23 protein-coding genes and 1 pseudogene are annotated in these 25,480 nt (G+C 68.7%); 13 read left to right on the plus strand and 11 right to left on the minus strand.

Going from position 1 to position 25,480, the window contains the following annotated elements; translation table 11 throughout:
* The first annotated feature begins 85 nt into the window (after positions 1-85).
* The 3 genes and pseudogenes from OF117_RS02610 (at position 86) to OF117_RS02620 (ending at position 4,583) form a co-directional block, all read left to right on the plus strand.
* Entirely contained in the window at positions 86-1,138 is a 1,053-nt protein-coding gene (locus OF117_RS02610; RefSeq protein ID WP_263551228.1) for an IS110 family transposase, read from the plus strand.
* Between the two features lie 861 nt (positions 1,139-1,999).
* A pseudogene (locus tag OF117_RS02615) lies at positions 2,000-2,959 on the plus strand (DEAD/DEAH box helicase family protein); the annotation flags it as partial.
* A gap of 382 nt (positions 2,960-3,341) precedes the next feature.
* Positions 3,342-4,583, plus strand: a complete 1,242-nt coding sequence (locus OF117_RS02620; RefSeq protein WP_263551436.1) for a DUF3427 domain-containing protein — start codon at positions 3,342-3,344, stop codon at positions 4,581-4,583.
* Between the two features lie 18 nt (positions 4,584-4,601).
* Here the strand turns inward: OF117_RS02620 and OF117_RS02625 are convergent, their stop codons facing one another.
* The 3 genes from OF117_RS02625 to OF117_RS02635 are packed head-to-tail and all read right to left on the minus strand — an operon-like array spanning position 4,602 to position 6,509.
* Positions 4,602-5,423 (minus strand): GIY-YIG nuclease family protein, encoded by an 822-nt coding sequence (locus tag OF117_RS02625; protein WP_263551229.1) that lies wholly within the window; start codon positions 5,421-5,423, stop codon positions 4,602-4,604.
* A 29-nt stretch (positions 5,424-5,452) separates the two neighbouring features.
* Complete coding sequence (locus OF117_RS02630) at positions 5,453-5,623, minus strand: hypothetical protein (protein ID WP_263551230.1); 171 nt, start codon at positions 5,621-5,623, stop codon at positions 5,453-5,455.
* Complete coding sequence (locus OF117_RS02635; RefSeq protein ID WP_263551231.1) at positions 5,601-6,509, minus strand: CocE/NonD family hydrolase; 909 nt, start codon at positions 6,507-6,509, stop codon at positions 5,601-5,603. The genes OF117_RS02630 and OF117_RS02635 overlap by 23 nt, the downstream gene beginning before the upstream one ends.
* 28 nt (positions 6,510-6,537) lie before the next feature.
* Between OF117_RS02635 and OF117_RS02640 the strand changes: the two genes are divergently transcribed.
* The 4 genes from OF117_RS02640 to OF117_RS02655 all read left to right on the plus strand — a co-directional run bounded on the left by OF117_RS02640 (position 6,538) and on the right by OF117_RS02655 (position 12,793).
* Positions 6,538-6,696 (plus strand): hypothetical protein, encoded by a 159-nt coding sequence (locus OF117_RS02640; RefSeq protein ID WP_263551232.1) that lies wholly within the window; start codon positions 6,538-6,540, stop codon positions 6,694-6,696.
* Positions 6,697-7,135: 439 nt separating this feature from the next.
* Positions 7,136-8,389: a DNA cytosine methyltransferase gene (locus tag OF117_RS02645; protein ID WP_263551233.1), complete on the plus strand. Its 1,254-nt coding sequence runs from the start codon at positions 7,136-7,138 to the stop codon at positions 8,387-8,389.
* Complete coding sequence (locus OF117_RS02650) at positions 8,386-10,197, plus strand: site-specific DNA-methyltransferase (protein WP_263551234.1); 1,812 nt, start codon at positions 8,386-8,388, stop codon at positions 10,195-10,197. Before OF117_RS02645 ends, OF117_RS02650 begins: the two co-directional genes overlap by 4 nt.
* Positions 10,198-10,204: 7 nt before the next feature.
* Entirely contained in the window at positions 10,205-12,793 is a 2,589-nt protein-coding gene (locus OF117_RS02655; protein ID WP_263551235.1) for a DEAD/DEAH box helicase family protein, read from the plus strand.
* A gap of 267 nt (positions 12,794-13,060) precedes the next feature.
* Here OF117_RS02655 and OF117_RS02660 read toward each other — a convergent pair whose 3' ends face one another.
* The 3 genes from OF117_RS02660 to OF117_RS02665 form a co-directional block, all read right to left on the minus strand.
* Entirely contained in the window at positions 13,061-13,549 is a 489-nt protein-coding gene (locus OF117_RS02660; RefSeq protein ID WP_263551236.1) for a very short patch repair endonuclease, read from the minus strand.
* A gap of 31 nt (positions 13,550-13,580) precedes the next feature.
* Entirely contained in the window at positions 13,581-14,180 is a 600-nt protein-coding gene (locus OF117_RS22205) for a LexA family protein (protein ID WP_411969402.1), read from the minus strand.
* 1,034 nt (positions 14,181-15,214) lie between these two features.
* Positions 15,215-15,406 (minus strand): hypothetical protein, encoded by a 192-nt coding sequence (locus OF117_RS02665; RefSeq protein ID WP_263551237.1) that lies wholly within the window; start codon positions 15,404-15,406, stop codon positions 15,215-15,217.
* A gap of 133 nt (positions 15,407-15,539) precedes the next feature.
* Between OF117_RS02665 and OF117_RS02670 the strand changes: the two genes are divergently transcribed.
* Positions 15,540-15,833: a DUF1330 domain-containing protein gene (locus tag OF117_RS02670; RefSeq protein ID WP_263551437.1), complete on the plus strand. Its 294-nt coding sequence runs from the start codon at positions 15,540-15,542 to the stop codon at positions 15,831-15,833.
* A 2-nt stretch (positions 15,834-15,835) separates the two neighbouring features.
* Positions 15,836-16,087 carry a hypothetical protein gene (locus OF117_RS02675; RefSeq protein WP_263551238.1) on the plus strand — a complete coding sequence of 84 codons (252 nt, stop codon included), beginning with the start codon at positions 15,836-15,838 and terminating at the stop codon, positions 16,085-16,087.
* A gap of 79 nt (positions 16,088-16,166) precedes the next feature.
* Here OF117_RS02675 and OF117_RS02680 read toward each other — a convergent pair whose 3' ends face one another.
* From OF117_RS02680 to OF117_RS02695, 4 genes are read right to left on the minus strand one after another with little or no spacing between them, the layout of a single operon-like run.
* A complete protein-coding gene (locus OF117_RS02680) occupies positions 16,167-16,931 on the minus strand; it encodes a 3-oxoacyl-ACP reductase (RefSeq protein ID WP_263551239.1) in 765 nt (254 codons plus the stop codon).
* Positions 16,931-18,298 (minus strand): aldehyde dehydrogenase family protein, encoded by a 1,368-nt coding sequence (locus tag OF117_RS02685; RefSeq protein WP_263551240.1) that lies wholly within the window; start codon positions 18,296-18,298, stop codon positions 16,931-16,933. Before OF117_RS02685 ends, OF117_RS02680 begins: the two co-directional genes overlap by 1 nt.
* Positions 18,295-19,032: a gamma-glutamyl-gamma-aminobutyrate hydrolase family protein gene (locus OF117_RS02690; protein ID WP_263551241.1), complete on the minus strand. Its 738-nt coding sequence runs from the start codon at positions 19,030-19,032 to the stop codon at positions 18,295-18,297. Before OF117_RS02690 ends, OF117_RS02685 begins: the two co-directional genes overlap by 4 nt.
* Complete coding sequence (locus OF117_RS02695; RefSeq protein WP_263551242.1) at positions 19,013-20,377, minus strand: glutamine synthetase family protein; 1,365 nt, start codon at positions 20,375-20,377, stop codon at positions 19,013-19,015. Before OF117_RS02695 ends, OF117_RS02690 begins: the two co-directional genes overlap by 20 nt.
* 198 nt (positions 20,378-20,575) lie before the next feature.
* On the opposite strand from OF117_RS02695, the gene eat reads away from it, so the two are divergent.
* Positions 20,576-22,024 (plus strand): ethanolamine permease, encoded by a 1,449-nt coding sequence (eat, locus tag OF117_RS02700; protein WP_263551243.1) that lies wholly within the window; start codon positions 20,576-20,578, stop codon positions 22,022-22,024.
* The gene (locus OF117_RS02705; RefSeq protein WP_263551244.1) at positions 22,021-22,740 is read left to right on the plus strand and encodes a FadR/GntR family transcriptional regulator; all 720 of its coding nucleotides are present in this window, start codon (positions 22,021-22,023) and stop codon (positions 22,738-22,740) included. The genes eat and OF117_RS02705 overlap by 4 nt, the downstream gene beginning before the upstream one ends.
* Positions 22,741-22,900: 160 nt before the next feature.
* On the opposite strand, the gene OF117_RS02710 is transcribed toward OF117_RS02705, so the two are convergent.
* Entirely contained in the window at positions 22,901-24,046 is a 1,146-nt protein-coding gene (locus OF117_RS02710) for a hypothetical protein (RefSeq protein WP_263551245.1), read from the minus strand.
* Between the two features lie 261 nt (positions 24,047-24,307).
* Between OF117_RS02710 and OF117_RS02715 the strand changes: the two genes are divergently transcribed.
* Together OF117_RS02715 and hepT are read left to right on the plus strand one after the other, a co-directional pair.
* Positions 24,308-24,715, plus strand: a complete 408-nt coding sequence (locus tag OF117_RS02715; protein WP_263551246.1) for a nucleotidyltransferase family protein — start codon at positions 24,308-24,310, stop codon at positions 24,713-24,715.
* Positions 24,712-25,149, plus strand: coding sequence for a type VII toxin-antitoxin system HepT family RNase toxin (gene hepT, locus OF117_RS02720; RefSeq protein ID WP_263551247.1), 438 nt, complete (start codon positions 24,712-24,714; stop codon positions 25,147-25,149). The genes OF117_RS02715 and hepT overlap by 4 nt, the downstream gene beginning before the upstream one ends.
* The last annotated feature ends 331 nt before the right edge of the window (positions 25,150-25,480 follow it).

Consider the following 25,480-nt stretch of genomic DNA (forward strand, 5'->3'; position numbering starts at 1 on the left):
AGGCGCTGGCGTGTCTCATCACAGTCCTGCCATCTCCGCACCGGACCGGGACCTGCTGCGTCCCCCCGGTCAAGGAGAAGAACGCATGACCATGCTGGCAGAGCTGGTCGAGGTCGTCATCGGCGTCGACACCCACAGCCAGACCCACACCGCCGCGGTCCTCGACGCCCGCACCGGCGGCGTGCTGGCCCGCGCGACGGTGCCCGCCGATCCCGACGGCTACACCGCACTCGTCGCCCTGGCCGAGGCGCACGCCGGGCTGCGCGCCTGGGCGATGGAGGGCACCGGCGGCTACGGCGCCGGCCTGGCCCGGCACCTGGCCGACGCCGGCGAGCTGGTCGTCGAACTCGACCGGCCCAAGCGCCCGGCGCGGCGGGCCGGGGCGAAGTCCGATCCGATCGACGCCGAGCGCGCCGCCCGCGACGCCCTCGCCCGCGGCCGGCTGGCCCAGCCCAAGACCGGCGCCGAGCGGGCCGCGCTGCAGATGCGCCTGACCGCCCGCCGCGCCGCGGTGGAGGCCGCCACCGCCGGCCAGCGGCAGCTGCTGGCGCTGGTCATCACCGCTCCCGAGGTGGTGCGGGCGCGGTTCCGCGGGCAGACCACCCGCGCCATGATCGCTACCGCTGCGCGGCTGCGCCCGGGCGCCAGCAGCGGGGACGTCGAGGCCCTCACCGCGCTGACCGTGCTGCACGACCTCGCCGGGCGCATCCGCTTCCTCGAGGCCGAGGCGCTCGACCACGAGAAGGCCATCCGCGCCATCGTGCGGTCCTGGCGGCCAGACCTGCTCGAGCTGACCGGAGTCGGTCCGATCGTGGCCGCCACCGTGCTCACCGCCTGGTCCCACCCCGGCCGCTGCCGCGACGACGCCGCCTTCGCCATGCTCGCCGGCACCGCCCCCATCCCGGCGTCCTCGGGCAAGACCGTGCGCTACCGGCTCAACCGCTCCGGTGACCGCCAGCTCAACCGGGCCCTGCACACCGTCGTCCTCACCCGGCTGCAACGCGACGAGCGCACCCGCGCCTACGCCGACCGCCGCCGAGCCGACGGCAAGACCGACCGCGAGATCAAGCGCTGCCTCAAGCGCTACATCGCCCGCGAGCTCGACCGACGCCTCGAATCACCACCGGAAGCGGCTTGACGTGTCATAGGAGCGTCCCGCCGGATCAGGTCCAAGTCGCCCAATACGACGAGCAGGTCCCGCGCCCGCGACAGCCCGACGTAGAGCATCTTCCTGGCCAGCTCTTCGTCGCGAAAATCGTCGACGGCGAGCGCGACGGCCGACCACGGTGACGTCCCCGCTGGTCGTGAAAGTCCCGAAGGCAACAGCCGCAACGCCTTCCACGCCGAGCTGACAGAGGTTCGTCGACGCGCGGTCGCCACCGCGAACGCACTACCCGTGGTGCCCGATTCGCGCGTCGGTGGCCGCTAGCCGAGTGGCGATACCAGCCGACGGTGGCGTTCCGGTTACGGTCCGTCCGTGGGAGACCTGGCGCCAGGGCTGTACGAACACCTGCTGACGGCGGCACTGCACGGTCGGTTAGCGAGCACGGACCCGGAGCTGGTGTCCCTCGGCGAGCCCGACCCGGTCGATGCGCACGAGGCGCTCACCCGCCACGTCGCCGCGCTGGTGTCACGGGCCCTGCGCATCGCCGGCGGCAATGACCGGGCAGCGGTCCAGCGACAGGTGCACCTGGCCAACGAGATGGTCAAGGCCATCACCGCCCTGGCGCCCGACGCGGCCACCGCGAGCGACGACATCGTCGAGTCGCCGCGAACGCTCCTCGCCATCGCCCCGCCCGCGACCACGCCCGGGCCGACGTCCTTCCCCGAGCGGCCCGCCGTCCCCCTGTCCACCAGCGCCCTGCTGGTCAACGGTCGCGGTCAACCGGGCATCGGCTTCGAGGTCGCCCGCGAGCTCGCCTCCGCGGACTCGGTGGACCTCCTCTGCGCCTTCATTAAGTGGCAGGGCCTGCGCGTGATCGAGAAGCAGCTTGGCGACATGCGCGAGCGCGGCGGCCGACTGAAGGTCATCACCACCACGTACCTGGGCGCGACCGACCAGCGGGCGCTCGACCGCCTCGTCGAGCTCGGCGCCGAGGTCAAGGTCTCGTACGAGACGCGCACGACGCGGCTGCACGCCAAGGCCTGGCTGTTCCACCGCGCCACGGGTCTCTCGACGGCCTACGTCGGCTCGTCCGACCTCTCCCGCAACGCGCTGACCGACGGCCTCGAGTGGAACGTGCGGCTGTCCAACGTCGAGCAGGCGCACCTGCTCACCACCTTCGCCGAGACCTTCGACTCCTACTGGCTCGACCCGTCGTTCGAGACCTACGACCCGCACCGCGACGGCGACCGGCTCCGCGAGGCACTAGCCGCCGAGCGCGGCGGCCCATCGGACCTCCCGATCGAGATCACCACGCTCGACGTCCGCCCCTTCGGCTACCAGCGGGAGATCCTCGAAGCGCTCGATGCCGAGCGCAGCGTCCACGACCGGTGGCGCAGCCTCGTGGTGATGGCGACCGGCACCGGCAAGACGATCGTCTCCGCGCTGGACTACCGGCGGCTGCGGGACAGCGGCACGGCCGACCGCCTGCTGTTCGTCGCCCACCGCGAGGAGCTGTTGTCCCAGAGCCTGTCGACGTTCCGGCACGTGCTGCGCCAGGGCGACTTCGGTGAGCTGTTCGTCGGCGGGCAGCGTCCGCGCGAGTGGCGCCACGTGTTCGCGTCGATCCAGTCGCTTCACCAGATCGACCTCGCCGACCTCGACCCGCGCCATTTCGACGTGGTCGTCGTGGACGAGTTCCACCACGCTGAGGCGGTCACCTACCGGCGGCTGCTCGAGCACATGCAACCCGCCGTCCTGCTCGGGCTGACCGCGACGCCCGAGCGCACCGACGGCGCCGACGTGCGGACTTGGTTCGACGGGCGCATCGCCGTCGAACGGCGGCTCTGGGAGGCGCTGGAGCAGGGCTTGCTCGCGCCGTTCCAGTACTTCGGCATCCACGACGACGTCGCGCTCGACCAGCTGCGGTGGAAGCGCGGCCGCGGCTACGACGTCGCGGAGCTGACGAAGGTCTACACCGGTGACGACCACCGCGTCCGGCTCGTCCTGCAGGCGGTCAAGGACAAGGTCGAGGACGCCGGCAGGATGCGGGCGCTCGGCTTCTGCGTCAGCGTCCAGCACGCGCAGTACATGGCCGAGCGGTTCTCCCGGGCCGGCATCCCCAGCCGCGCGGTGACGTCGAGTCGACCCGCGAGGAGCGCGCGGCGGCGGGGCCGCTCTGCGCGACCGGACGGTCAATGTCCTGTTCACCGTCGACCTGTTCAACGAGGGCCTCGACATCCCGACCGTCGACACGGTGCTGTTCCTCCGCCCCACCGAGAGCGCGACGGTGTTCCTGCAGCAGCTGGGCCGCGGGCTGCGGCTGGCCGAGGACAAGGCGTGCCTGACCGTGCTGGACTTCATCGGCGCCCAGCACCGGGAGTTCCGCTTCGACCTGCGCTTCCGTGAGCTGACCGGCAGCTCGCGCCGAGGTCTGCAACGCGACGTCGAAGCCGGCTTCCCCACCCTGCCGGCGGGCTGCCACATTGAGCTGGACCGGGTGGCGCAGCAGGTCGTCATCGACAGCATCAAGCAGTCGCTCACCGTGTCCTGGAAGGGGCTGGTCAGCGAGGCCACGAGCCTGCAGTCGCCCTCGCTGGCCGAGTTCCTCGAGGAGACCGGGGTCGAGGTGGAGGACCTGTACCGCGGGAACGGCCGCAGCTGGCTGGACCTCAAGCGGGCCGCCAGCTGGGACGAGGAGGAGCCGGGCCCGGACGACGCGGCGCTCGGTGCCGCATTCGGCCGCATGCTGCACGTCGATGACCTGGAGCGACTGCAGCTCTTCCGGTCGCTGACGCGGGACGACGCCGCGGGGCAGCGGAACGCTCGCCTCCGCCGCCTGGTCGCGATGCTGCACTTCTCGCTCTACGGCTCGCGGACGCCGTTCAGCAGCGTCGAGGCGTCAGTCGCGCGGTTGCTCGCGAACCGGGGCCGCGCCGACGAGCTCGTCGAGCTCAGCGGTGTGCTGCACGAGCGCATCCAGCGCGTGACCCCGCCGCTGGGTGAAGCGAGTGACCGGCCCCTGCACGTCCACGCGCGGTACAGCCGCGACGAGGCCCTGGCGGCCTTCGGGTTGGAGAACCTCAACGGCACCTGGGGCTCGGGCGTGCGCTGGGTGAAGGGCGACCGGGCCGACGTCTTCTTCGTGACGCTGGAGAAGACCGAGGCGCACTTCTCCCCCACCACGATGTACGCCGACCACGCCATCACTCCGACGCTGTTCCAGTGGGAGTCACAGAACGCGACGGCCGCGGTGTCCCCGACCGGGCAGCGCTACGTCCACCACCGGGAGATGGGGTCGTCCGTGCACATGTTCGTGCGGGAGACCAAGACGGCGGACGGGACTCTGGGCACGCCGCCATACCTCTACGCCGGGCCCATGTCCTACCTGTCCCACACCGGCGAGCATCCGATGCGCGTCCTCTGGCAGCTGGACCATGCCCTGCCTGCAGACGTCTTCCACGCCGCCAAGGTTGCGTGAGCTAGTGCTGCGGCTGCACTAGTTGGCGTTGAGGCCGAACCGCCGCGTGAGCAGCTTGAACTTCCAGTACGACTCGATCTGCTCGATGGTGTCGTCGGGGGTATTGCCGTCGACGACTTCCAGCACCGACACCTGGTAGTTGCGGCGGCCGTGCCGGGCTACGGCCTTGAGGCGGACGTCGCCGCCGTCACCGCCGTTGGCGTACTCCAGCCAGCGGCCGAGCAGGCTGTCGGCACCCTTCGCCGAGCCGACGTACTGTAGTCCGGACTCGACGTCGACCAGCAGGTACACCCCCTTCACGGTGCGCAGCACCTGCTGCCAGCCGTGCGGGAGGGTGGGGATGTCGTCGACCGGCCGGACGAACTCGCGGAACCCAGGGAAACGGGGTTCGTACTGCTCGGCGATCTCGAGGACCGGCTTGGGCTGGTTGGCAGCTCGCTGGACCCAGCTTCGAGTGCCGGCGCCCCAGTCGATGACGATCTTGTCGGTGTAGTCGCCGAGTCGCCCGAGCAGCCGCAGGTCGTAGTCGTGGTAGCCGGACACGTCGCCGCCGGTCAGGACGTCGACGGTGCCCGCCGGGCAGGTGGTGACGCCGGCGACCTTGTAGAGGCCGACGAACACGGTCTTCCGGGCCTCGGTCACGATGAAGCTGGCGAGCAGGTCGCCCACGTCGAACAGGTTGCGCTGCTGGACGCTCTGGTACCGCTCGAACGCGGATCTGTCGCTTCGCCAGGCCTCGTAGAGCCGGCCGGGCTTCAGCCGGTTGTCCTGGTGCCGGACCAGGCGGACCTGCGCCGACTTTATGCCCTCGAGGGACAGCAGGTCGTTGAACGTCAGCATCGGCATCCCCCGGCTGGGCCGCGCCTGGGTCAGCGGCTCTCGTCGTCCCGCGGAGAAACTGCCGGCACCGCGGGCCGCCGGCGCGAGAAGCCGGGGTCGAACCGCTGGGTCATGTCCAGCTCGCCGGGGTCGGCGGCAGCGTGCCGCCCGGGCACGGGCATCTTGAACTCGGCGGTCTCATCCGTGAAGTGCTTGGCCACGGCCCCACGCTACGAAGCGGAACCGGTTCAGTGCGGTAGGCGCGAGAGGCGTCCCGCGCGGCTGGGACCAGAAGGGCGCCTGTGGTCGATTTGTCGACTTGTCCCCGGGTCGATCGGCCAGCGGCAGCGTGATCAACGAGGGTGCGGCGCCCCCGTGGCTGATCCGATGGTGGGTCGGCAGCCCGTGCGAGGACTGACCGACCGGCTCGCCGGTGCCGAGATTGCGCGCGTACCTCCGGATGGGCACCGCCGGAGACCTGCAGCCGGACCCGCCGCCGGCCCGGAAGTGCTGCGCGGTGTCGGGCAGCGTCGTCTCCACCACCCGCTCCCCCTTGACCGGCTCCTCCCCCGGCGCGGGGTCGAGCCGGACCAGCCGGTCGGTGATGTTGACCGACTTCCCGTTCAGGCCGACGTCACACAGACGCACGAACACGTCGGCGTACGGGTTGTCCGACTCGACGAACAGCCGGACACGCACCTCGACCGGTTTTCGGAGCGGCGGCGTGGTGAAGCTGCGGACGTCGTCGCGCGCCTCCAGCTCCGTGTTGTCACGCGGGCCGGCGCCCCGCGCGAGCACGCGGCCGCCAACCGACGGCGTGGGGTCCATGGGGTCGTAGCGGAACGTCGTGGCCGAGGCCTGGGCCGGCGGGTGGTCCTGCAGACGTCCGTCCGACGCCAGGAACCAGGTGCGGTCGGTGGTGGCCGACGGCCAGTCGGGCAGCTTGCGCCAGGTGCGCGCGACGGTGACGTAGACGCGGACGCGGCTCTCTCGCGGCGGCACGGGGTCGGCCCCGGAGATCGGCAGGTGAGTGTTCAGCCAGGCGAGGCTCTTGACCGCCGACACCGCCGGGTCGATGGTGAGGTGCGCCCACGGGAGGATCGTCATCCCGACGTCGACCCCGCGGTCGCGCAGCGTGCCGCGCGGCTGGCTGGCGCGCGAGAAGGGGATGTCGGTCGAGGAGGCAACGGCGCTCGTGGCCGAGCGCTGGCCGCACCTGGGTCTGTGGAACCAGAGCTTCACCGCCGCGCTCGAGCGCCTTGCCACGCAATCCCACGACGACGGGCAGCGATGAACGCCATCGACTTCGCGAGGTCTGCCGGCAGATCACCGTACGCGTCGCCGAGTGGACGACTGCCTCCAGCGGCTGATGCCACTCTGTCGGACCCCTCGCCTAGCCTTAGCCGCGGCCACTTGATCGCGCCGGCAGAACGATGATCCACTGCCTCAGTCAGGCGTCCGTCCGCGCTCCGACCCGCCGACACCCCCGGAGACCACCCCTCCCTCACGACTGAAGGAAGCGAGCAGCACGAACACGGAGTCGGCGGCGGCGCAACGACCGCCGGCCAACGCAGGTCACAGCATGTGTGGCTGCAGACGAGACGGCGGGTCCCCCACAGGGCGACCTAGGCCTCGACTACGTTGGACACCGTGCACGGCCGACCGTTTTCCGTAACAGACGAGATAAGCAATCCCCACCGTGCCATTAGTTTGTCATAGTCGAGGGGAATACGGTGACAAACGACCTTACGTACATCAGCCTCTTTAGCGGCATAGGCGGCCTGGAACACCCCGAGGCAGCACCTGTGCTGGTTTGCGAATCAGACCCCGATTGCCAGGTTGTACTCCGGCGACAATACCCAAATAGCGAGATTTGGCCCGACGTCGAAACGCTCGATCCCCCGCCGGCACAGATGATCGTGGGCGGATGGCCATGTCAAGACCTCAGTTCCGCTGGGCTGCAGACCGGACTATCCGGTGTGCGCTCGAGTCTTTTCTTTGAAATGCTGCGAGTGGCCAAGGATAGTGGTGCCGAGACAATAATCGGGGAAAACGTTCCGAATCTCCTCTCCCTGAAGAAGGGGGCAGACTTCGCGGCGCTTCTGCGCGCCCTCACTGACGGCGGATACCCCTTCGTCGCTTGGCGAGTGATCAATGCGCGCTCCTTCGGCCTGCCTCAGGACCGTAAGCGCTTGTTTATTGTCGCCTCCAAAACAAGGGAATGCGCTGAGGCCATCCACGCGCGCCTCCCCCACCAGCCGCAGTCCATCGCCGCTTTCGAGGGCGGGCCAGCGGGATTCTACTGGACTGGCGGTAAGAGGTCGATCTGCTTTTCTGAGGGTTTTGTCCCTGCCCTCAAGATCGGCGCCACGGACGATGCCGGCCGCTCCCCAGTTGCCGTCCTCATCGACGGACGTGTCCGGAAACTCAATCTGCCTGAAAGCCTGCGACTTCAGGGGCTTAGCCACCTGCGCCTGACAGGAGTGAGCCGATCCGCCGCTTTGCGGATGACCGGCAATGCCGTTGCAGCCCCCGTAGGACGTTTCGTCGTGGAGTCGGTCAGCCAATGCGCATCACCCGCGGGCAACCCAACAAAGACCGCAGCATTTACCCCGTCGGGACTTCTCCTGCGTAACGGCGAAGTACTGTCCGTGCAGCACAAGAGTGGTCCGATGGCCAGAAACTTGGACGACTTTCTGGACCGTGCCGACAAGGGTAGCCTCAGCGCACAGGCCGCCGCTGGACTCATCGTTCGTTCAGTGCGCTCCGGACTACCCATGCCGCGCGAATTGTTCGATGCTCTGGCCGACACGGCCATGGATCGCGAAGGTGGCCTCCGGCCGTCGCGGTCTGATAGCTTCGCCGCACTTGACGGCATGCAGGCACACGTTAGTAGCTACGCACAGCACCTTCCACGCATGATCGACAGCCGTCGGGGGCGGTCGCGCTTGTTGCGCACCAAAGAACTGTACAGGAGCGCAAGTTGAATTACTCTGGCGAGCCCTCCGGCCCGCAGTCACCGCTCGCGTATCGCCTTGCGTTGCTCCAGGAAGCGTTTCCCGAAGCCTTTCTCGACGGCCAGCTTGACGTCGCCCTGATCGCGGACTTAGCGGGAACCGAAGAGGCCACGGCAAGCGAGGAACCGGTCGGATTCTCCTGGCCCGGGCGCACGGCGGCGCTTCACAGCCTGCGTCAGAAGCCAGCATCTGCCCTCGCGCCGACGGCCTCCGTGGTGGGGGCGGCTTGCCACGTCTTCGTCACCGGCGACAACTACGAAGTTATGAAGCTGCTCCAACCCGCCTATGGCGGCGCGGTGAAGATGGCTTTCTTGGACCCCCCATATAACAATGGCCAAGATGAAGTGTACGTGGACGATTTCGACGACGCCTGGACTCGATACTCGGAGCACGAGGCAGCTGTCGATGACGGTCGCCGGTCGCCAGCGCTAGCGTCGAGCGGCGGGCGCGGCCGCCATAGTCGCTGGTTGACCATGATGCTGCCGCGTCTTTACGTTACACGGAACCTTCTGAGTGAAGATGGGGTCGCCTTCGTCGCGATCGACGACCACGAGGTACACCGCCTGCGACTTCTCATGGATGAGGTTTTCGGACCCGAGAACTTCGTCTGTAACCTTGTTTGGGAGAAGCGCTATTCGCCGGCTCCGGACGCCAAAGACGTGGGTTACGTCCACGAGAACATCCTGTGCTATCGGAAGTCCGCGTCCTTCGGCGCCTCGCTGCTACCCATGTCCGAGGCGCAGCGGAGCCGGTACCAGAATCCCGACAATGACCCCCGCGGGCCCTGGAAGTCGGCCGACTATACTTGCCGGTTCACAGCCGACGAGCGGCCAAATCTGTACTACCCCATCAGTCACCCACAGACCGGCCAGGAAGTATGGCCGAAGAGGAGCCGTGTTTGGGCGTGCACCAAAGAGGAACACGAGCGCCAGAAGGCTGAGGGCCGGCTGTGGTGGGGGCTTGACGGAAGCAACTCGGTGCCTGCACGGAAGGCGTACTTGTCAGAGATCCGCCAGGGCCGTATGCCTTCGACTCTTCTACGACACACGGACGTTGGCCACACGGATGATGCGGCTAAGGAGATCCGCAGATTCTTTCCCGACCTTCGGTACAGCGGGAAGCCTGTAGCGCTGATCAGGCAGTTGATGCAAATCGCGGGAGTAACTCACGGCGACGTAGTCCTTGATCCTTTCGCCAGGACGGGGACAACGGCTGAGGCAGTGATCGCCGAACGGCTCTCGACCGGGAGTTCGGCACGATTCCTGCTTATTGGGCTACCTGAACCCGTGGGCGGTGCTGGACCCTCGCGAACCCTACCTGAGGTTGCGCTCGCGAGGGCTCAGAGTTGCTTGACGGCCGGAGGAGAACCCGCAGGCAGACTCCGCGCATTCCGTCAAAGGCGGGGCATCTTCCTTCCCGCGCTTCCGCAGACCGCAACTGAAGAAGCCCAGGATCATCTTTTCGAAGGCGTTCGATACATTGACCGGACAGCGACCGACGAGTCCTTGGCGGTGAATATCGCGCTTGCCGACGGTATCCCCTTGGACGCTGTCGTCGAGGCCCACTCGCTCTCTGGGGGTTCCCAGGCGTACGTATTCGGCGGCGAGCTTGCAGTGTGTGTCGCAACGTCTCTGACGTCCTTCGCCGTTGATGCGCTCAGCGCATTGACGGTTCATCGCATCATCTGTCTTGAGGAGAGCTTCACCGGACAGGACGAGCTGTTGATGAATACGAGACTTCGAATGAAGGAGCGCTGGATCTCCTTCGAGACACTGTAGGAGCGAAGTGTCACTGAAGTTTGATGCGAGTCAAGCCCATCAGCTTGCCGCGATCCACGCCGTAGACGCGGTCTTTCATGGGCAGGCCGCCGACATCGCTGCCGGGGCCTCCACACTGCGTGACGACGATGCCATCATCGTCGGAAACTCCCTCATCCTCAGTGCGGATGAAGTCTTGGCAAACTTGAGGGACGTGCAGGTATCCCAGGGGCTTCCACCTTCTGACGGCGTTGGATCCCGGCTCGACCTGACCGTCGAAATGGAAACCGGGACGGGGAAGACCTACACCTACCTGCGCACGATCCATCACCTATACCGCACGCGTGGCCTACGAAAGTTTGTTGTCGTCACCCCGTCGGTGGCGATTCGGGAGGGCGTCGCCAAGTTCGAAAACATGACGCGGTCGCATTTTGCGTCGTTGTTTGGCCCTGACCGGGCGACGTTTCGCGTCTATGACTCGTCTAGACCTTCTTTGATTAGACAGTTCGCAACTTCTGACCGTGCAGAAATCTTGCTTATCGGCCTCGACTCTTTCAACCGAGTTTCTAATCTGATGTTTCAGGAGGCGGAGGCACTTGACTATAGTCGACCGATAGATCTCATCAGCTCGTGCATGCCAGTCGTAATACTTGACGAGCCGCAGAATATGGAGGGCGATGCAGCGAGGCTAGCAATAAGCCGACTGCGTCCGCTGATTGTACTTAGATACTCGGCTACCCACCGGGAAGTTGTTAATCCAATCTATAGGCTGGGCCCAGTCCAAGCATACGAGCGCGGTCTCGTCAAGAAGGTCGATGTTCTGTCGGTAACCGACGCAATGACGGGTGCCGCCCGTATTGAACTTGTCTCCGTAGACGTTCGCCCACATAGTCCGCCCAGGGCAGTTGCTAAGATTTGGGTGAAGACGGCCGCTGGTGTAACGCAGAAGAGCATCCGACTCTCCGTTAATGACGATCTAAGAGACCTGAGCGGAGGTCGGGACGAGTACCGGGGCTACGTTGTGTCCCGGGTCGATGGTGGCCGATCCGCTATTCACTTCGCAAATGGCACCTCGATCCGTGCCGGCGAGAGATACGGTGTAGACCTCGCCGCTATTCAACGCGCACAGATAGCTGAGACGATTCGCGAGCACCTGGAGCGCGAGCTGCTACACCGGGAGCACGAACTCCCGCTCAAGGTGTTAAGCGTCTTCTTCATAGATCGGGTTGCGCGATATGCGGCTTCCGAGGGGGATATCCGGACACACTTTGTGCAGGCTTATAAGGAGCTTGCGGCCGAACCACGATTTGCCGGCTTGCACCTTCCGTCAGTGGAGCATGTGCATCGCGGCTATTTTGCGTCACGCCGCGGCGTTGCTGTGGACACGACCGGCGACAGCAAGGCCGATCGGGACACCTACGAGCTCATCATGCGGGATAAGGAGCGCCTGCTCAGCCTTTCAGAACCGACGCGCTTTATTTTTTCACATAGCGCACTGCGCGAGGGCTGGGACAACCCGAATGTGTTCCAGATCTGTACGCTCAACCAGACGAAGAGCTCTCTGAAGAAGCGGCAGGAAATCGGGCGGGGGCTTCGGCTGCCCGTGCTGGACGACGGCAGTCGATGCGTGGATCCAAACATTGCGCGGCTCACGGTAGTTGCAAACGAGTCCTATGAAGAGTTCGCAAGGGAACTGCAGCGCGAGTTCGAGGAAGACTGTGGAGAATCCTTCCACGGGACCACGAATCGACGCGAACTAATAGATATTAACCTGATAGACGGTTGGAGGCAGAGTCCACTGCTGCGGAAGCTGTGGCGAGGGATCTCACGCGAGGCTACGTATAGTGTGGTGCTCGACGAGGAGGCGCTCATCAGGGAAGCCGCAGATTCAGTCAAGCACCTGGACGTCGAAGAGGGTCGGTCAGTTGTGTCCACGAAGGCGTCCCTAGACATTGGAACGCAGGGTGTCGTCCCAGTAGTCAGCGCTATCAGCACGTCGGCTCGGGAAACATCCCGGGCTGGCAGTGACATTCGGAGTTTGTTGACTGCTTTGCACGCACGGACGGGTGTGACCCGCGATGCTCTACTTCGAGTTCTGCAAACGTCCGGGCGTACTCGAGAACTGCTCGAGTATCGGAGGTCGGTGTGGGACCGCCTTGCCGAAGAGATCAACGGCGCCGTAGCGCGAGTGATTCTTGATGGGCTCAACTACACGCAAACGAGGACGGCCAAGCCCCTGGCCCTTCTCGAGCGGCCCGGTAGAGCGATTGCTTCGAAGACGGTCGTCTCTACAAAGTCTCTTTATGACCGAACCCCCTGGCAATCCGAAGTTGAGAGAGACTTCGCTGTTGGCCTGGAGGCGCGTCAGGACGTTAAATATTACATCAAGTTGCCTCAGGCCTACACGGTGAGCACAGTGCTTGGACCACATACGCCGGACTGGGCCATTGTGCTGGACCGAAACGGCGAAGAGGTTGTCGTTATTGCCGAGACGAAGGGCGATCCAAGTCAGTTGCAGCTCCGCGAGGCCGAGTGGATGAAGATTCGTTGCGCGGAGGACCACTATCGTGCCTTAGGCGTGGAGTACCGGGTGCTGTCGAGCATCTCCAATCTCTAGACGCGGCGGCATGGCGGTGGTGTGGCGAGAGCCTGAGCGACGGCTTGCAACTGCTGCTCGTGCACGGTAGATGCTTGTCTTCAGTGCTCAGGAGATTGCGCGCATTAGGCCTGCGACGGAGCACGTCTTCAGTTAAAATTGCGCCTCCGGCGAACTAGGCCGATGAGCGCTCCCTCGCAAGCCTGAACCCACCGGCACTCTTGTCTCTTTGCTAATGTCAAGGGAGCAAGCGGACAGTCGTCGGAAAGAGGGCGCACCAGGGCATGCCTAGTCGATGGCATGCTTCTGTGGCGTCGACTGTTGCTTCCTAGTGCGCCTTTTGTGCACCACGCGATATATCTGGGTGGCAACAGAGGCGGGTTCCTCGTGGGCCCAGAATCTTAACGCCACCCATCCCGCTTGGTCGAGCAGTTCGTTCGTTTCATTATCGCGGAGCCTATTGGCTGCAATCTTGTTGTCCCAAAAGTCTCTGTTCGTCTTCGATGCAACGTAGTGCCGCGGGCACCCGTGCCAAAAGCATCCGTCAACGAACACAGCTACTCGTTGCCCGGGAAATACCAGGTCGGCGGTGCGTCGGACGCCAGCTAGGGGCGCCGTCGCGACTCGGTAGCGCAAACCGAGTGCGTGCGCCGCTCGCCGTACGGCGAGCTCCGGACGCGAATCCCTGTGTCGGTTTCCGCGCATGACTCGTTGCGCGGCAGCACTTGAGGCCCATGAGGGTTTGCCGCCGCGTGAGGGCGGGAGGTTGTCAGTCACTCAGGCTCAGCTTCGCTGCCGCAGTTTCTGCCTACTTCAAGCTTCGCAGAACTCCCACCACCCTGCCTAGTGCTTGCGTCTCGGCACCGGCCTGGTGCGACTCAGGCTCGCAGGAGTTGTCTGGATAGTAGCCGGCCTGGACTCGCCCTCCGCACACGAAAGCGTAAAGGCGTCCTACTTGGGGCGTTCTCTCCGAGATGACGAGAAGGTCTCCAGCCAGAATGGCGGCGGCAGGAAAGGGGTCATCGGCTCGGACCAGGACGGCATCGACCGGAACGAGGGCATCAGGCAGAGCCAGGACGCGACGCTCTCGAGCATTGCTCCCACGTCTATTCATTATCGCTTCCGCGGACATAAGGGGCGTGTAGTTAAGCGTGCTTTCGAGATTTGATGACACGCCAGCTAGCTGGAGCGAAGTAGCTCTGGGTCTGCGCGCTTCACGCTGCACTGCACCGAGAGCTTGTAGGGCACGCAGGTGTGCCAGAACCGTCCCCGGACTCTTATATCCGAGTCTTGAGGCCAATTCGCGCATGGATGGCGGATAACCATCGCGGTTGAGCAGATCTTGGAACGCGTCGAGAACTGCACGCTGCTTGGGGGTGAGCAGTGCTTGTGTCGATGCGCCAGTCACGGCTTCCTCACGATCACTGTACGTCTCCCATGCAGTGACCCGAACAAAGATGGGTCTTGAGTCCCGCGACGGATGTCGTCACTGAGGCGCAGTAGCCCAGGCGTCGGCACACAGAGCCGGCGCTGCTCTCGTGCGATCGGGTGTGCTCATCCGGCTGAAAGACGTCTGCTCCACCTTCGAGTTGGGCGCTGCTCCGCGGGTGACGTTACAACGTACGCTGGGCGTTGACTGTCTCTCCAGGGCGGCTCGCTGCGTCCGCAAGGAGCAGCGACTGGAGGCCTCAAGAGTCCCACGCTTGAGCATTGCAGAGGTCCCGCTGCCGGTCACGCTTGCTGCTATGGCTGGGCGGGCGAGCGAGGCTCACCCGCGCGATCGCACAGGGCCGTTGAGGCGCTGCGTTACAGCGATCCAACGCCCGGTCGCGGGCCTGCAAACTGCCGTGGAAGAGATCGCAGCCGTACGGGTCTTCCTGCCGTCCCATCGGGGCATCATGGCTCTGTTCCGCCGTCTGCCGTAGGCCGCTGAGGCCGCGCACGAGGCGACGCGCCTAGCCGCGAGAGCGGCCACCGGCGCTGCATCGCGGCAGACGTCGATCACAGCCAAGGTGAGCCCGTTAGCGACGTCGCCGGGGCGCCGCCACGAGCGGAAGGTGCGGCGGCATGCACGCTCGATCCCTCGACGCCGGCATCGCCTTCACACGTGACGAGGTGATGCCGGCGATCCAGCAGATCGACGGCTGCATCGGCCTGTCCATGCTCACCGACCGCGAGAGCGGCCGCTGCCTCGTTACGACGTCCTGGGCCAACGCCGACGCCATGCGCGCCGCCACCGAGGACGTCCACCCCATCCGACTCATGCAGGCCCTCGGCGCCCAAAGCCTCGACATTTTAGGAGTGGGAGATCGCCGTCCTGCACCGGGAACGCCCGGCCGGGGACGGCGCCGGCGCCCAGGTCACCTGGGCCCGCATCCCGCCGACCACCTGAACGAGCTCCTCGACGCCTACCGCCACAACCTAATGCCGCGACTGCAGGACCTAATGGGCTTCGACAGCCTGAGCATGCTGGTCGACCGGCGCACCGGTCGCACGGTCAGCGTCACCGCCTTCGAGACCCGCGACGCCCTCGTGCTGGTCCGCAAGCAGGCCAAGCACCTGCGCGAGCAGTTCGCCCAGGCCATGGGCGCTCGCATCACCGACATCGCCGAGATGGACCTCGCCGTCGCCCACCTGCGGGTCCGAAAACGATCTGACGGACGTCGCTGCCCGAGGAGGAGCGCCAGTAGCGTCAGCGCATGGCGATCGTCCCCGCGGTGCAGACCTCAAGCGCTACCTCCAGGAGGACCCCGGCGGTCCCGTGGTGATGCTCAACCTGCTCCGCTTCGCGGAGGGCGGCCGCGAGTCCTACGACCAGTACGCCAAGGCCCTGTCCGAGACCTTCCTCCCCCGCCACGGCGGCGAGGTCCTCTACGCCGGGGACGGCGGCACGCCGCTCGTCGCCGAGCAGGGCCAGGACTGGGACGCCGTCCTGCTCGTCCGCTATCCCTCCCGCGAGGCGTTCAGCCGCATGGCCGCCGACCCCGAGTGCCAGGACGTCACGCACCTGCGCACCCAGGCGCTCACCGAGGCCGTGCTCCAGCCGACGACACCCTGGTAGCCGTGCCCGATCAGGACGAGGGGACGCCGGCGCGGGGCCGCCTCGCCCAGACGGTCCGTCTCGCCGCACTGCCGGACGCCTACGCGGGCCGCACCGCCCTCGGTCTCGGCAAGCGCCTCGGCGGCCGCCCCGCGGAAGTGGTCGCCGAGCAGGTCCAGCAGCGCACCACCGAGCGGCTGTTCGCCACCCTCGGCCATCTCAAGGCGCCGCAGAAGTGGGCCAGGCGTTCTCCGCCATGGAGGCAGTTCTCCTGAGCAGATGGCCGGCCCCCACCGCGAGACGCTGGTCAAGCTGCAGGAACGTCGACCGCCGGAGCCACCCGTCCATGTGCCGTCACTCCGGCGTCACGTACGCCCCCGAGATCCCGCCGTCCACCAGGAACGTCGAGGCGGTCATGAACGACGAGTCGTCGCTGGCCAGGAAGGCGACGGCCGCGGCGATCTCCTCGGGCTCGGCGAAGCGGCCCAGCGGCACGTGCACCAGCCGGCGCGCTGCGCGCTCCGGGTCGGTCGCGAACAGCTCCTGCAGCAGCGGCGTGTTCACCGGCCCTGGGCACAGCGCGTTGACCCGGATCCCCTCCCGGGCGAACTGCACCCCGAGCTCCCGGCTCATCGCCAGCACCCCACCCTTGGAGGCGCTGTACGAGATCTGCGACGTCGCCGCGCCCATCACCGCCACGAACGACGCGGTGTTGATGATCGAGCCCTTGCCCTGGCGCTGCATGTACGGGATCGCCGCCTTGCAGCACAGGAACACCGACGTCAGGTTCACCTCCTGCACCCGGCGCCAGGCGTCCAGGCCGGTCACCAGGATGGAGTCGTCGTCCGGCGGCGAGATGCCCGCGTTGTTGAACGCCACGTCCACCGAGCCGTAGGTCTCGTGCGCCGCCGCGAACAGCGCCTCCACGTCCGACTCGCTCGTCACGTCACAGCGCACGAACGTCCCGCCGCACTCGTCGGCCGCCCGCTTGCCGGCGTCCTCGTCGACGTCGGCCACCACCACCCGGGCGCCCTCCGACGCCAGCCGCAGCACCGACGCCAGCCCGATCCCGCTCCCCCCGCCGGTCACCACCGCGACCCGGCCGCTCAACCGCTCCATCAGCGCTCCTCCGTCGCCAGGAAGACGTTCTTCGTCTCGGTGAACGAGGCCAGCGCGTCCGGGCCCAACTCCCGCCCCAGCCCCGACTGCTTGAACCCGCCGAACGGCGTCGCGTACCGCACCGACGAGTGCGAATTCACCGACAGGTTGCCGGCCTCCACCCCCCGCGACACCCGGAAGGCCCGGCCGACGTCCCGCGTCCAGATCGAGCCGCTCAGCCCGTACTCGCTGTCGTTGGCGATCCGCACCGCGTCGTCCTCGTCGTCGAACGGCACCACCGCCACCACCGGGCCGAACACCTCCTCGCGCAGCAGCGGGTCGTCCGCCCGCGACGGCGTCACCACCGTCGGCGGGAACCAGAACCCCGGCCCCTCCGGCGCGCTCCCCCGGAACGCCACCGGCGCATCCGACGGCACGTACGAGGCCACCTTCGCCCGGTGCTCCCCCGAGATCAGCGGCCCCATCTCCGTGTCCGCCGACGCCGGATCACCCACCCGGAACCCCGTCACCGCTGGCTCCAGCAGCTCCATGAACCGGTCGAACGCCGATCGCTCCACCAGGATCCGCGAGCGCGCGCAGCAGTCCTGACCCGCGTTGTCGAACACCCCGCCCGGCGCCGCGGCCGCCGCCTTCTCCAGGTCGGCGTCGGCGAACACGATGTTCGCGCTCTTGCCCCCGAGCTCCAGCGTCACCCGCTTCACCTGCGCGGCGCAGCCGGCCATCACCTGCTTGCCCACCTCGGTGGACCCGGTGAACGACACCTTGCGCACCAGCGGGTGCTCGACGAACCGCTGCCCCACCACCGAGCCCTTGCCCGGCAGCACCTGGAACACGTCCTCGGGCAGCCCCGCCTCGCGCGCCAGCGACGCCAGCCGCATCGCCGTCAGCGGCGTGATCTCCGCCGGCTTGAGCACCACGCAGTTCCCCGCCGCCAGCGCCGGCGCGAACCCCCACACCGCGATCGGCATCGGGAAGTTCCACGGCACGATCACCCCGACCACGCCCAGCGGCTCCTGGAACGTCACGTCGACCCCGCCGGCCACCGGGATCTGCCGGCCGAACAGCCGCTCCGGCGCCGCCGCGTAGTACTCGAGCACGTCGCGCACGTGCCCGGCCTCCCACCGCGCGTTGGTCAGCGTGTGCCCGCTGTTGCGCACCTCCAGCGACGCCAGGTGCTCCACGTCGGCGTCCACCGCGTCGGCGAAGCGGCGCAGCAGCCGCGCCCGGTCGGCCGGCGCCATCCGGCGCCACGACGCGTGCGCCGCGGCGGCCCGCGCTATCGCAGCGTCCGTCTCCGGAGCCGACGTCAGCGCCACCTCCTCCAGCGGCGTCTCATCGGCCGGGTTGACCAGCTGGATCGTGCTCACGTCGTCCCTTCACGAGTCGCGTCCACCAGCGCGGCGAACAGCCGGCAGTCGTCGCCGTCCACCTCGGGATGCCACTGCACCCCCACCGCGAACCGCGGACCGCGCAACTCCACTGCCTCCACCGTGCCGTCGTCCGCCCGGCCGACGGCGACCAGGTCGTCAGACAGCACGTCCACCGCCTGGTGGTGGTAGCACGCCACCTCCACCTCGTCGCCGAGCAGCCCACCCACCACGCTGTCGGCCGCCAGCGAGACGCGGGTGCGGCCGAACTCCGCCGGCGCCGGCCGGTGCCCCTCGTGCCCCACCACGTCGGGCAGGTGCTGCGCGAGCGTCCCGCCGAGCACCACGTTGAGCACCTGCATGCCCCGGCAGACCCCGAGCACCGGCACGTCCCGCGCCAGCGCCCCGCGCAGCAGCCCCTCCTCGGCGGCGTCGCGCTGGGCCGACGTCCCCCCGGTGCGCGGGTGCGGCGACGCCCCGTACCGCGCCGGGTCGACGTCCCCTCCCCCGCTGAGCACCAGCCCGTCCAGCGCGCCCACCACCGACGCGTCGAGGTCGGCCACCGGCGGCAGCAGCACCGGCCAGCCGCCCACCCGCGCGACGACCTCCACGTACGCCCGCGGCAGCAGCGCCGCCTCCTGCGACCACACCCCGTACCGCGCGGGCTCCAGGTAGGTCGTCAGGCCGATCCGCGGACGACGGTCGCCGGCCGGCTCAGAGCCGCTCGAAGCCACGCACCCGCTCCCAGTCGGTCACCGCCGCGTCGAAGGCGGTCACCTCCACCCGGGCGGCGTTCAGGTAGTGCTCGACCACCTCGTCGCCGAAGGCCTTCCGCGCCATCGCGCTCTCGGCGAGCCGGGCCGCCGCATCGCGCAGGGTGCCGGGCACCTTCTCCCGGCCGGCCGTGTAGGCGTTGCCGGTCAGCGCCGGTTCCAGCGGCAGCTCGTTCTCCACCCCGTGCAGCCCGGCCGCGATCAGCGCGGCGACGGCGAGGTAGGGATTGACGTCGGCGCCGGGCAGCCGGTTCTCGAACCGCAGCGACTCGCCGTGCCCGACCACCCGCAGCGCGCACGTCCGGTTGTCCAGGCCCCAGGCCACCGCGGTCGGCGCGAAGCTGCCCTCGGCGAACCGCTTGTACGAGTTGATGTTCGGCGCGAGGAACGCCGTCAGCTCGCCCAGGCAGGCCAGCTGCCCCGCGAGGAAGTGCTCCATCAGCGGGCTGAACCCGTGCTCGCCGTCCCCGGCCATGGCCGGGCGGCCGTCGGCGTCCCGGAGGCTCAGGTGGATGTGGCACGAGTTGCCCTCGCGCTCGTCGTACTTGGCCATGAAGCTCACGCTCATGCCCTGCTGGGCGGCGATCTCCTTGGCCCCGGTCTTGTAGACGACGTGGTTGTCGCAGGTGGTCAGCGCGTCGCTGTAGCGGAAGGCGATCTCGTGCTGGCCGCGGTTGCACTCCCCCTTGGCCGACTCCACGTACAGGCCCGCGCCGGTCATCCCGTGGGTGATCGCGCGCAGCAGCCCGTCGATGCGGCCGGTGCCGACCAGCGAGTAGTCGACGTTGTACTGGTTGGCCGGCTCCAGGTGCCGGTAGCCGGACCGCCAGGCGTCCTCGTACGACGTCCGGAAGGTGAAGAACTCCAGCTCGGTGCCGCAGTGGGCGGTCAGACCGCGCTCGGCCAGCCGGTCGAGCTGGCGGCGGAGCACCTGGCGGGGGGACGGCGCCACCGGCTCGCCGGCGTGGTCGAGGACGTCGCACAGCACGAGCGCCGTCCCCGGGTGCCACGGCACCCGGCGCATGGTCCTGAGGTCCGGGCGCAGTGCGAAGTCGCCGTACCCGGTGTCCCACGACGACATCGCGTAGCCGGCGACGGTGTTCATCTCGACGTCGACGGCGAGCAGGTAGTTGCACGCTTCGGCACCGTGCGGCAGCACCTCCTCCAGGAAGTACCGCGCCGAGCAGCGCTTGCCCTGAAGCCGACCCTGCATGTCGGTCATCGCGACGAGGACGGTGTCGATCTCACCGGGCCCGACGGCCGAGCGCAGCTGCTCGACGGTCAGCGGTGCCGGACGTCGGTCCACGGCGCCTCCCCGGGACGGCGGCAGGGCATCGGATCGCGACTGATCCATTGACCGCGCATGCAACCGGTTGGCGACGTCGGCGTCAACGGTCTTGACAGCGCCGTCCGACCGCTCCACCCTTCGCGCCACGTGCCCGGCCAAAGGTCCGGCCGCGATCCATTGCCCGCTGCGGGCGGGCCCTGATCCCGGAGTGCGCCCATGGCCGACCGTCGCCAGATCCACGGGGTCGAGTACGAGCGGATGGGCGCCGACTACCTGCAGCACCGGCAGCTCAAGCGCGGCGCCGCCGGCTGGGTGCTGCTGGCCGGGCTCGGCGTCGCCTACGTCATCTCCGGCGACTTCGCCGGCTGGAACTTCGGCCTGGCCGAGGGCGGCTGGGGCGGGCTGCTCGTCGCCACCGTGCTGATGGCGGTCATGTACACCGCGATGGTGTTCGGCCTGGCCGAGCTGGCTTCGGCGCTGCCGGTCGCCGGCGCCGGGTACGGCTTCGCCCGGCGGGCGATGGGCCCGCTGGCCGGCTTCGCCACCGGGACGGCGATCCTCATCGAGTACGTCATCGCCCCGGCCGCGATCGTCGTGTTCATCGGCGGCTACGTCGAGGCGCTGGGCCTGTTCGGGCTGACCAGCGGCTGGCCGGTCTACCTGGTCTGCTACGCGATCTTCGTCGGCGTCCACCTGTACGGCGTCGGCGAGGCGCTCAAGCTGATGTTCGCCATCACCGCGATCGCCGTCGTCGCGCTGGCGGCGTTCGTCATCGGCATGCTGCCGCAGTTCAGCACGTCGAACCTGTTCGACATCGAGCCGACGTCCGCGGCCGGCGCCAGCGAGTTCCTGCCGTTCGGCCTCGCCGGCGTGATCGCCGCGTTCGTCTACGGCATCTGGTTCTTCCTCGCCGTCGAGGGCGTGCCGCTGGCCGCCGAGGAGTCGCGCGACCCGAAGCGGGACATGCCCCGCGGCATCATCGCCGCGATGATGGTGCTGCTGGTCTTCGCGGCGCTCATCCTGTTCACCGCCCCCGGCGGGGCCGGGTCGGCGGTGATCTCCGAGTCGGACAACCCGCTGCCGCTCGCCCTGCGCGAGGCCTACGGCGGCAACCCGTGGGTGGCCGACTTCGTCAACTACGCGGGCCTGGCCGGCCTGGTCGCCAGCTTCTTCTCGATCGTCTTCGCCTACTCGCGGCAGCTGTTCGCGCTCTCCCGGGCCGGCTACCTGCCCCGCTGGCTGTCGAAGACCGGCTCCCGGCGGACGCCGTACCTCGCCCTGGTCGTCCCGGGCACGATCGGCTTCCTGCTCGCCGCCATCACCCAGGACGGCGCCCTGCTGATCAACATCGCCGTCTTCGGGGCGACCGTCTCGTACGTGCTGATGATGCTCGCGCACATCGTGCTGCGCCGCCGCGAGCCCGACCTGCCCCGGCCGTACCGGACGCCGGGCGGCGTCGTGACCACCGGCGTCGCGCTGGTGCTGGCCGCGGCCGCGGTGGTGGCCACCTTCTTCGTCGACGAGCTCGCCGCCGGCATCACCGCGTTGATCTTCGTCGCGGCGCTGGCCTACTTCTGGTTCTACAGCCGGCACCGGCTCGTGGCGAACGCCCCGGAGGAGGAGTTCGAGGCGATCGAGCGGGCCGAGGCCGAACTGGGCGGATGACCTCGTCGCTGCGGTCGTCGGGGGCGGACGCAGCGCTCTTCCGGCCGCTGCGCGGCGGCAACGCCTTCGAGGAGACCGTCGAACGGCTGCTGCAGGCGCTGCGGCTGGGCGTGGTCGCGCCCGGCGGCCGGCTGCCGCCGGGCCGCGAGCTCGCGGCGCGGCTCGGGGTGAGCCGGGCGACGCTGCGGGAGGCGCTGGCCACGCTGCAGGACGCCGGCTACCTGGAGTCGCGGCGCGGCCGCTACGGCGGCACGTTCGTCCGGGCGGCGCCGCCGGCCGACCGCATCGTCCGCAGCCCGTCGGGGGCCGAGCTGGACGACGTGCTGCAGTTCCGGCTGGTGCTCGAGGAGGGTGCGGCCGAGGCGGCCGCCGCCCGCGCACTGACCCGCGCCGAGCGGGAGCACCTCTCCTCGCGGCTGGCCGCCTGCACCGGCGCGCCGCTGGCCGACTACCGGCGGCTGGACTCGCGGCTGCACCTCGCCGTGGCCGAGGTGGCGGGTTCACCGTCCCTGACAACGGCGGTGGCCGACGTCCGCATCCGGGTCAACGAGCTGCTCGACGCCATCCCGCTGCTGCCGCCGAACATCGAGCACTCCGACCGGCAGCACGCGGCGGTGGTGACGGCGATCCTCGCCGGGGACCCGGACGGCGCCCGGCGGCACATGGCCGAGCACCTGGCCGGGACGGCGGCGCTGCTGCGCGGCTTCCTCACCTGAGGGCGCCGCGGCGGTCGGCTGAGCCTGCGACGCGGCGACGCGGCGACGCGGCCCTCGTGCGTCCACGGCTCGCCCAGGCACTGGAGCCACGCGACCTATCGCCAGCACCTCGGCCCGCCGCCGCTGCCCACCCGGGCCCGACCTGCCGACATGCCCGCACTCACCCCCGGCCGGCGTAGTCGGCCAGCCGCTCGCTGACCGCGGTGACGGTAGGCAGGGGCGGCCGCGCGAAGTGCTCCGGCTTGGCCGACCGCAGCAACTCCTCTCCGTCGCGGGCCCAGTCGAACCGCGGTCGCTTCAGCAGCCGCCGGAAGACGGTGCTGACCGTGTCCGGGTGCCGGTCGGCCAGCCGGCGCAGCACCATCGGTGCGACGCTGTCGTCGTCCAGGTATGACAACACCGTGTCCCGGTACCGACGGCGCCGCAGCAGATCGGGGTCGGCGAAGGCCTCCTCGACCAGGCCGAACTCGGCGAGGAAGTCCATCCCGTCGTCCTCGTCGTAGATGAACGCCACCGTCTCGGCGTCCACCAGCTCCGGAGGCAGCTCGACGACCGGCGTGGGGGCCGTGCCCGCCAGGTGCGCCCGCTCCGGGTGCTCCCGCAGGATCTCCTGCTGGCGGAACGCGTAGAACTCGTCGAGCCGCCGCTGCGCCTGCTCCCCCGGCACGACCACGAGGTCGGTGCCGAAGAACCGGACGAAGCGCTGCCGCTCCGCCCGCTGCATCTCCCACGCCCGGGCCAACTTCTCCGGGTTGCGGAACACCGACTCCGGCGAGCGCAGCGACATGTCCAGTGCCAGCTGGGCGGCGAGCTTGCGCTCGGCCGGCCGCAGCACGCTGATCGGCCCGCTGAACACCCACTCGTCGCCGACCGCCACCAGGCGGGTGAGCAGGAACGACCGCTTCGGCGTCCGGCGGAACACCGACGGGCCGAGGGTGGACCGCGTCCGGTACGTCAGGTCGTCGACGAGGTTGACCAGGATCAGCGCGGGTCCGTCGCGGCGCTGGACTTCGAAGACCCCCGAGACCACGTCGTGCCAGCCGAGCAGCATCTGCCGGTCCTGCGGCGACAGCTCGGGGCGCGCGTCGACGAACTGCTCGACGACGGTGCGGCCGTCGCGCAGGCGGTGCTCGAGGACGAAGGAGTCCCAGAGCAGCATCAACTGGCTCTCGTCCCACACCTCGACCGCGTCGCCGTAGTCGGCCAGCATCGAGCGGAAAGCCCGGTCGTAGCGCGGCTGCTGCGAGAACTCCACCAACTGCTGCTTCAGTTCACCGGCCCGCGCGACGAGGTCTTCCACCACCATGACTCCACCACCATGAGCAGCCTCCGCACAGGTGGGCATCCGCGGTCGAGCTCACCGTATGCCTCCCACGCCGTCCGCTGCCTGATCACGAAGTCCGGGGAGCGACGCACCGACAGGACCCGGCGTGCTCACCGCTCGGCGGGCCGAAGGGCTGCGGGTCGTCGATCCACGAGCACGAGAGCGCTCACGGGGGCCGTGCGAGAAGGCCTGGCGCACCGCCCTCGAGCCCGCGGGGGCTCCTGCGCCTCCTACCCTCGGGCCGTGCCCGTCGCCGACTCGCTCAAACGCCTGCGTGCTGCCGCCGATGACGGGCGACTCGACGAGCTGGCACGCCGGCACGGCGTCGCGCTGGTCACCGTCTTCGGCAGCGCCGTCCGCACCCCGGAGCGCGCCCTCGATCTCGACGTCGCGGTGTCCCTTCCGGCGGGAACGCACGGGCTGCTGGAGCTGGTGGGAGAACTCGCCGACCTGACCGCCAGTGACGACGTCGACGTGCTGGTTCTCGACGGCGCCTCCCCGACGGCGCGGTTCGCCGGGCTCGTCGGCGCGGAACCGCTGCACGAGGCATCGGCCGGTCTGTTCGCCCGGACGCAGATGGCGGCGGCCCTCGAGTTCTACGAGACGGCCTGGCTGCGCGACCTGGAACTGCAGCGACTGGCGGAGTCGTGACACCTCGTCCCGTCGACGTCGCCTCGGTGCAGGCGAAGCTCCGCTCGCTCGACGAATTGGTCCGTGCCCTGCGCCTGGTCGGAGAGGTCGACGGCACCCGGCTGCAGGCGGACCTACTGCTCCGGCTGGCGGTGGAACGGGCCCTGACCCAGGCGGTCGACCTGGTCGTGGCGGTGTGCAGCCATGTGCTGGCCGCCGAGTCGGCCGCGGTGCCGACGACGTACCGCGACGCAGTCCGCGGCGCGGCCGAGCACGGTCTGGTCACCGCGGACCTGGCCCGGTCGCTGGTGGCCGCCGTCGGGCTGCGCAACATCTTGGTGCACGAGTACGCCCGTGCGGACCTCTCGATCGTCGCCGCGGCCGTGCCCGTGGCGCAGCGGGACCTGGCCGACTTCGTGCGGCAGGTCGCGAGCTGGGTGCAGCCCCGGATGTGATCCGGGGGCCGGTCCAAGCCGGGTCGGGAACCCACGTGCTGTCGTGCGGCGATCCCGGCACCCTGCCGGCCGCGACCATCGAGCCCCGCCGAGCACGGGGTCGTGCTCCGTGACCCGTCGGCCGCGTTGGACTGCCCGTGCATCTGCCATCCGCGCGTGGACGTCGGCGCGCACGGCGGCGGGAGGCAGGCGGGCTGCGGCTGCAGCGCACCCCGGAGGAGCGGCAGGCGGCGCTACGGCAGCTGTTCGCCTCGCTGATCCGACCGTCGACGGGCGCGGGTTCTACCTGCGGGAACGCACAACCTCTGCGGGTGACGACCCGGACGACGGC

Origin of the sequence: Geodermatophilus sp. YIM 151500, from assembly GCF_025716945.1 — a bacterium.
Lineage (GTDB): Bacteria > Actinomycetota > Actinomycetes > Mycobacteriales > Geodermatophilaceae > YIM-151500.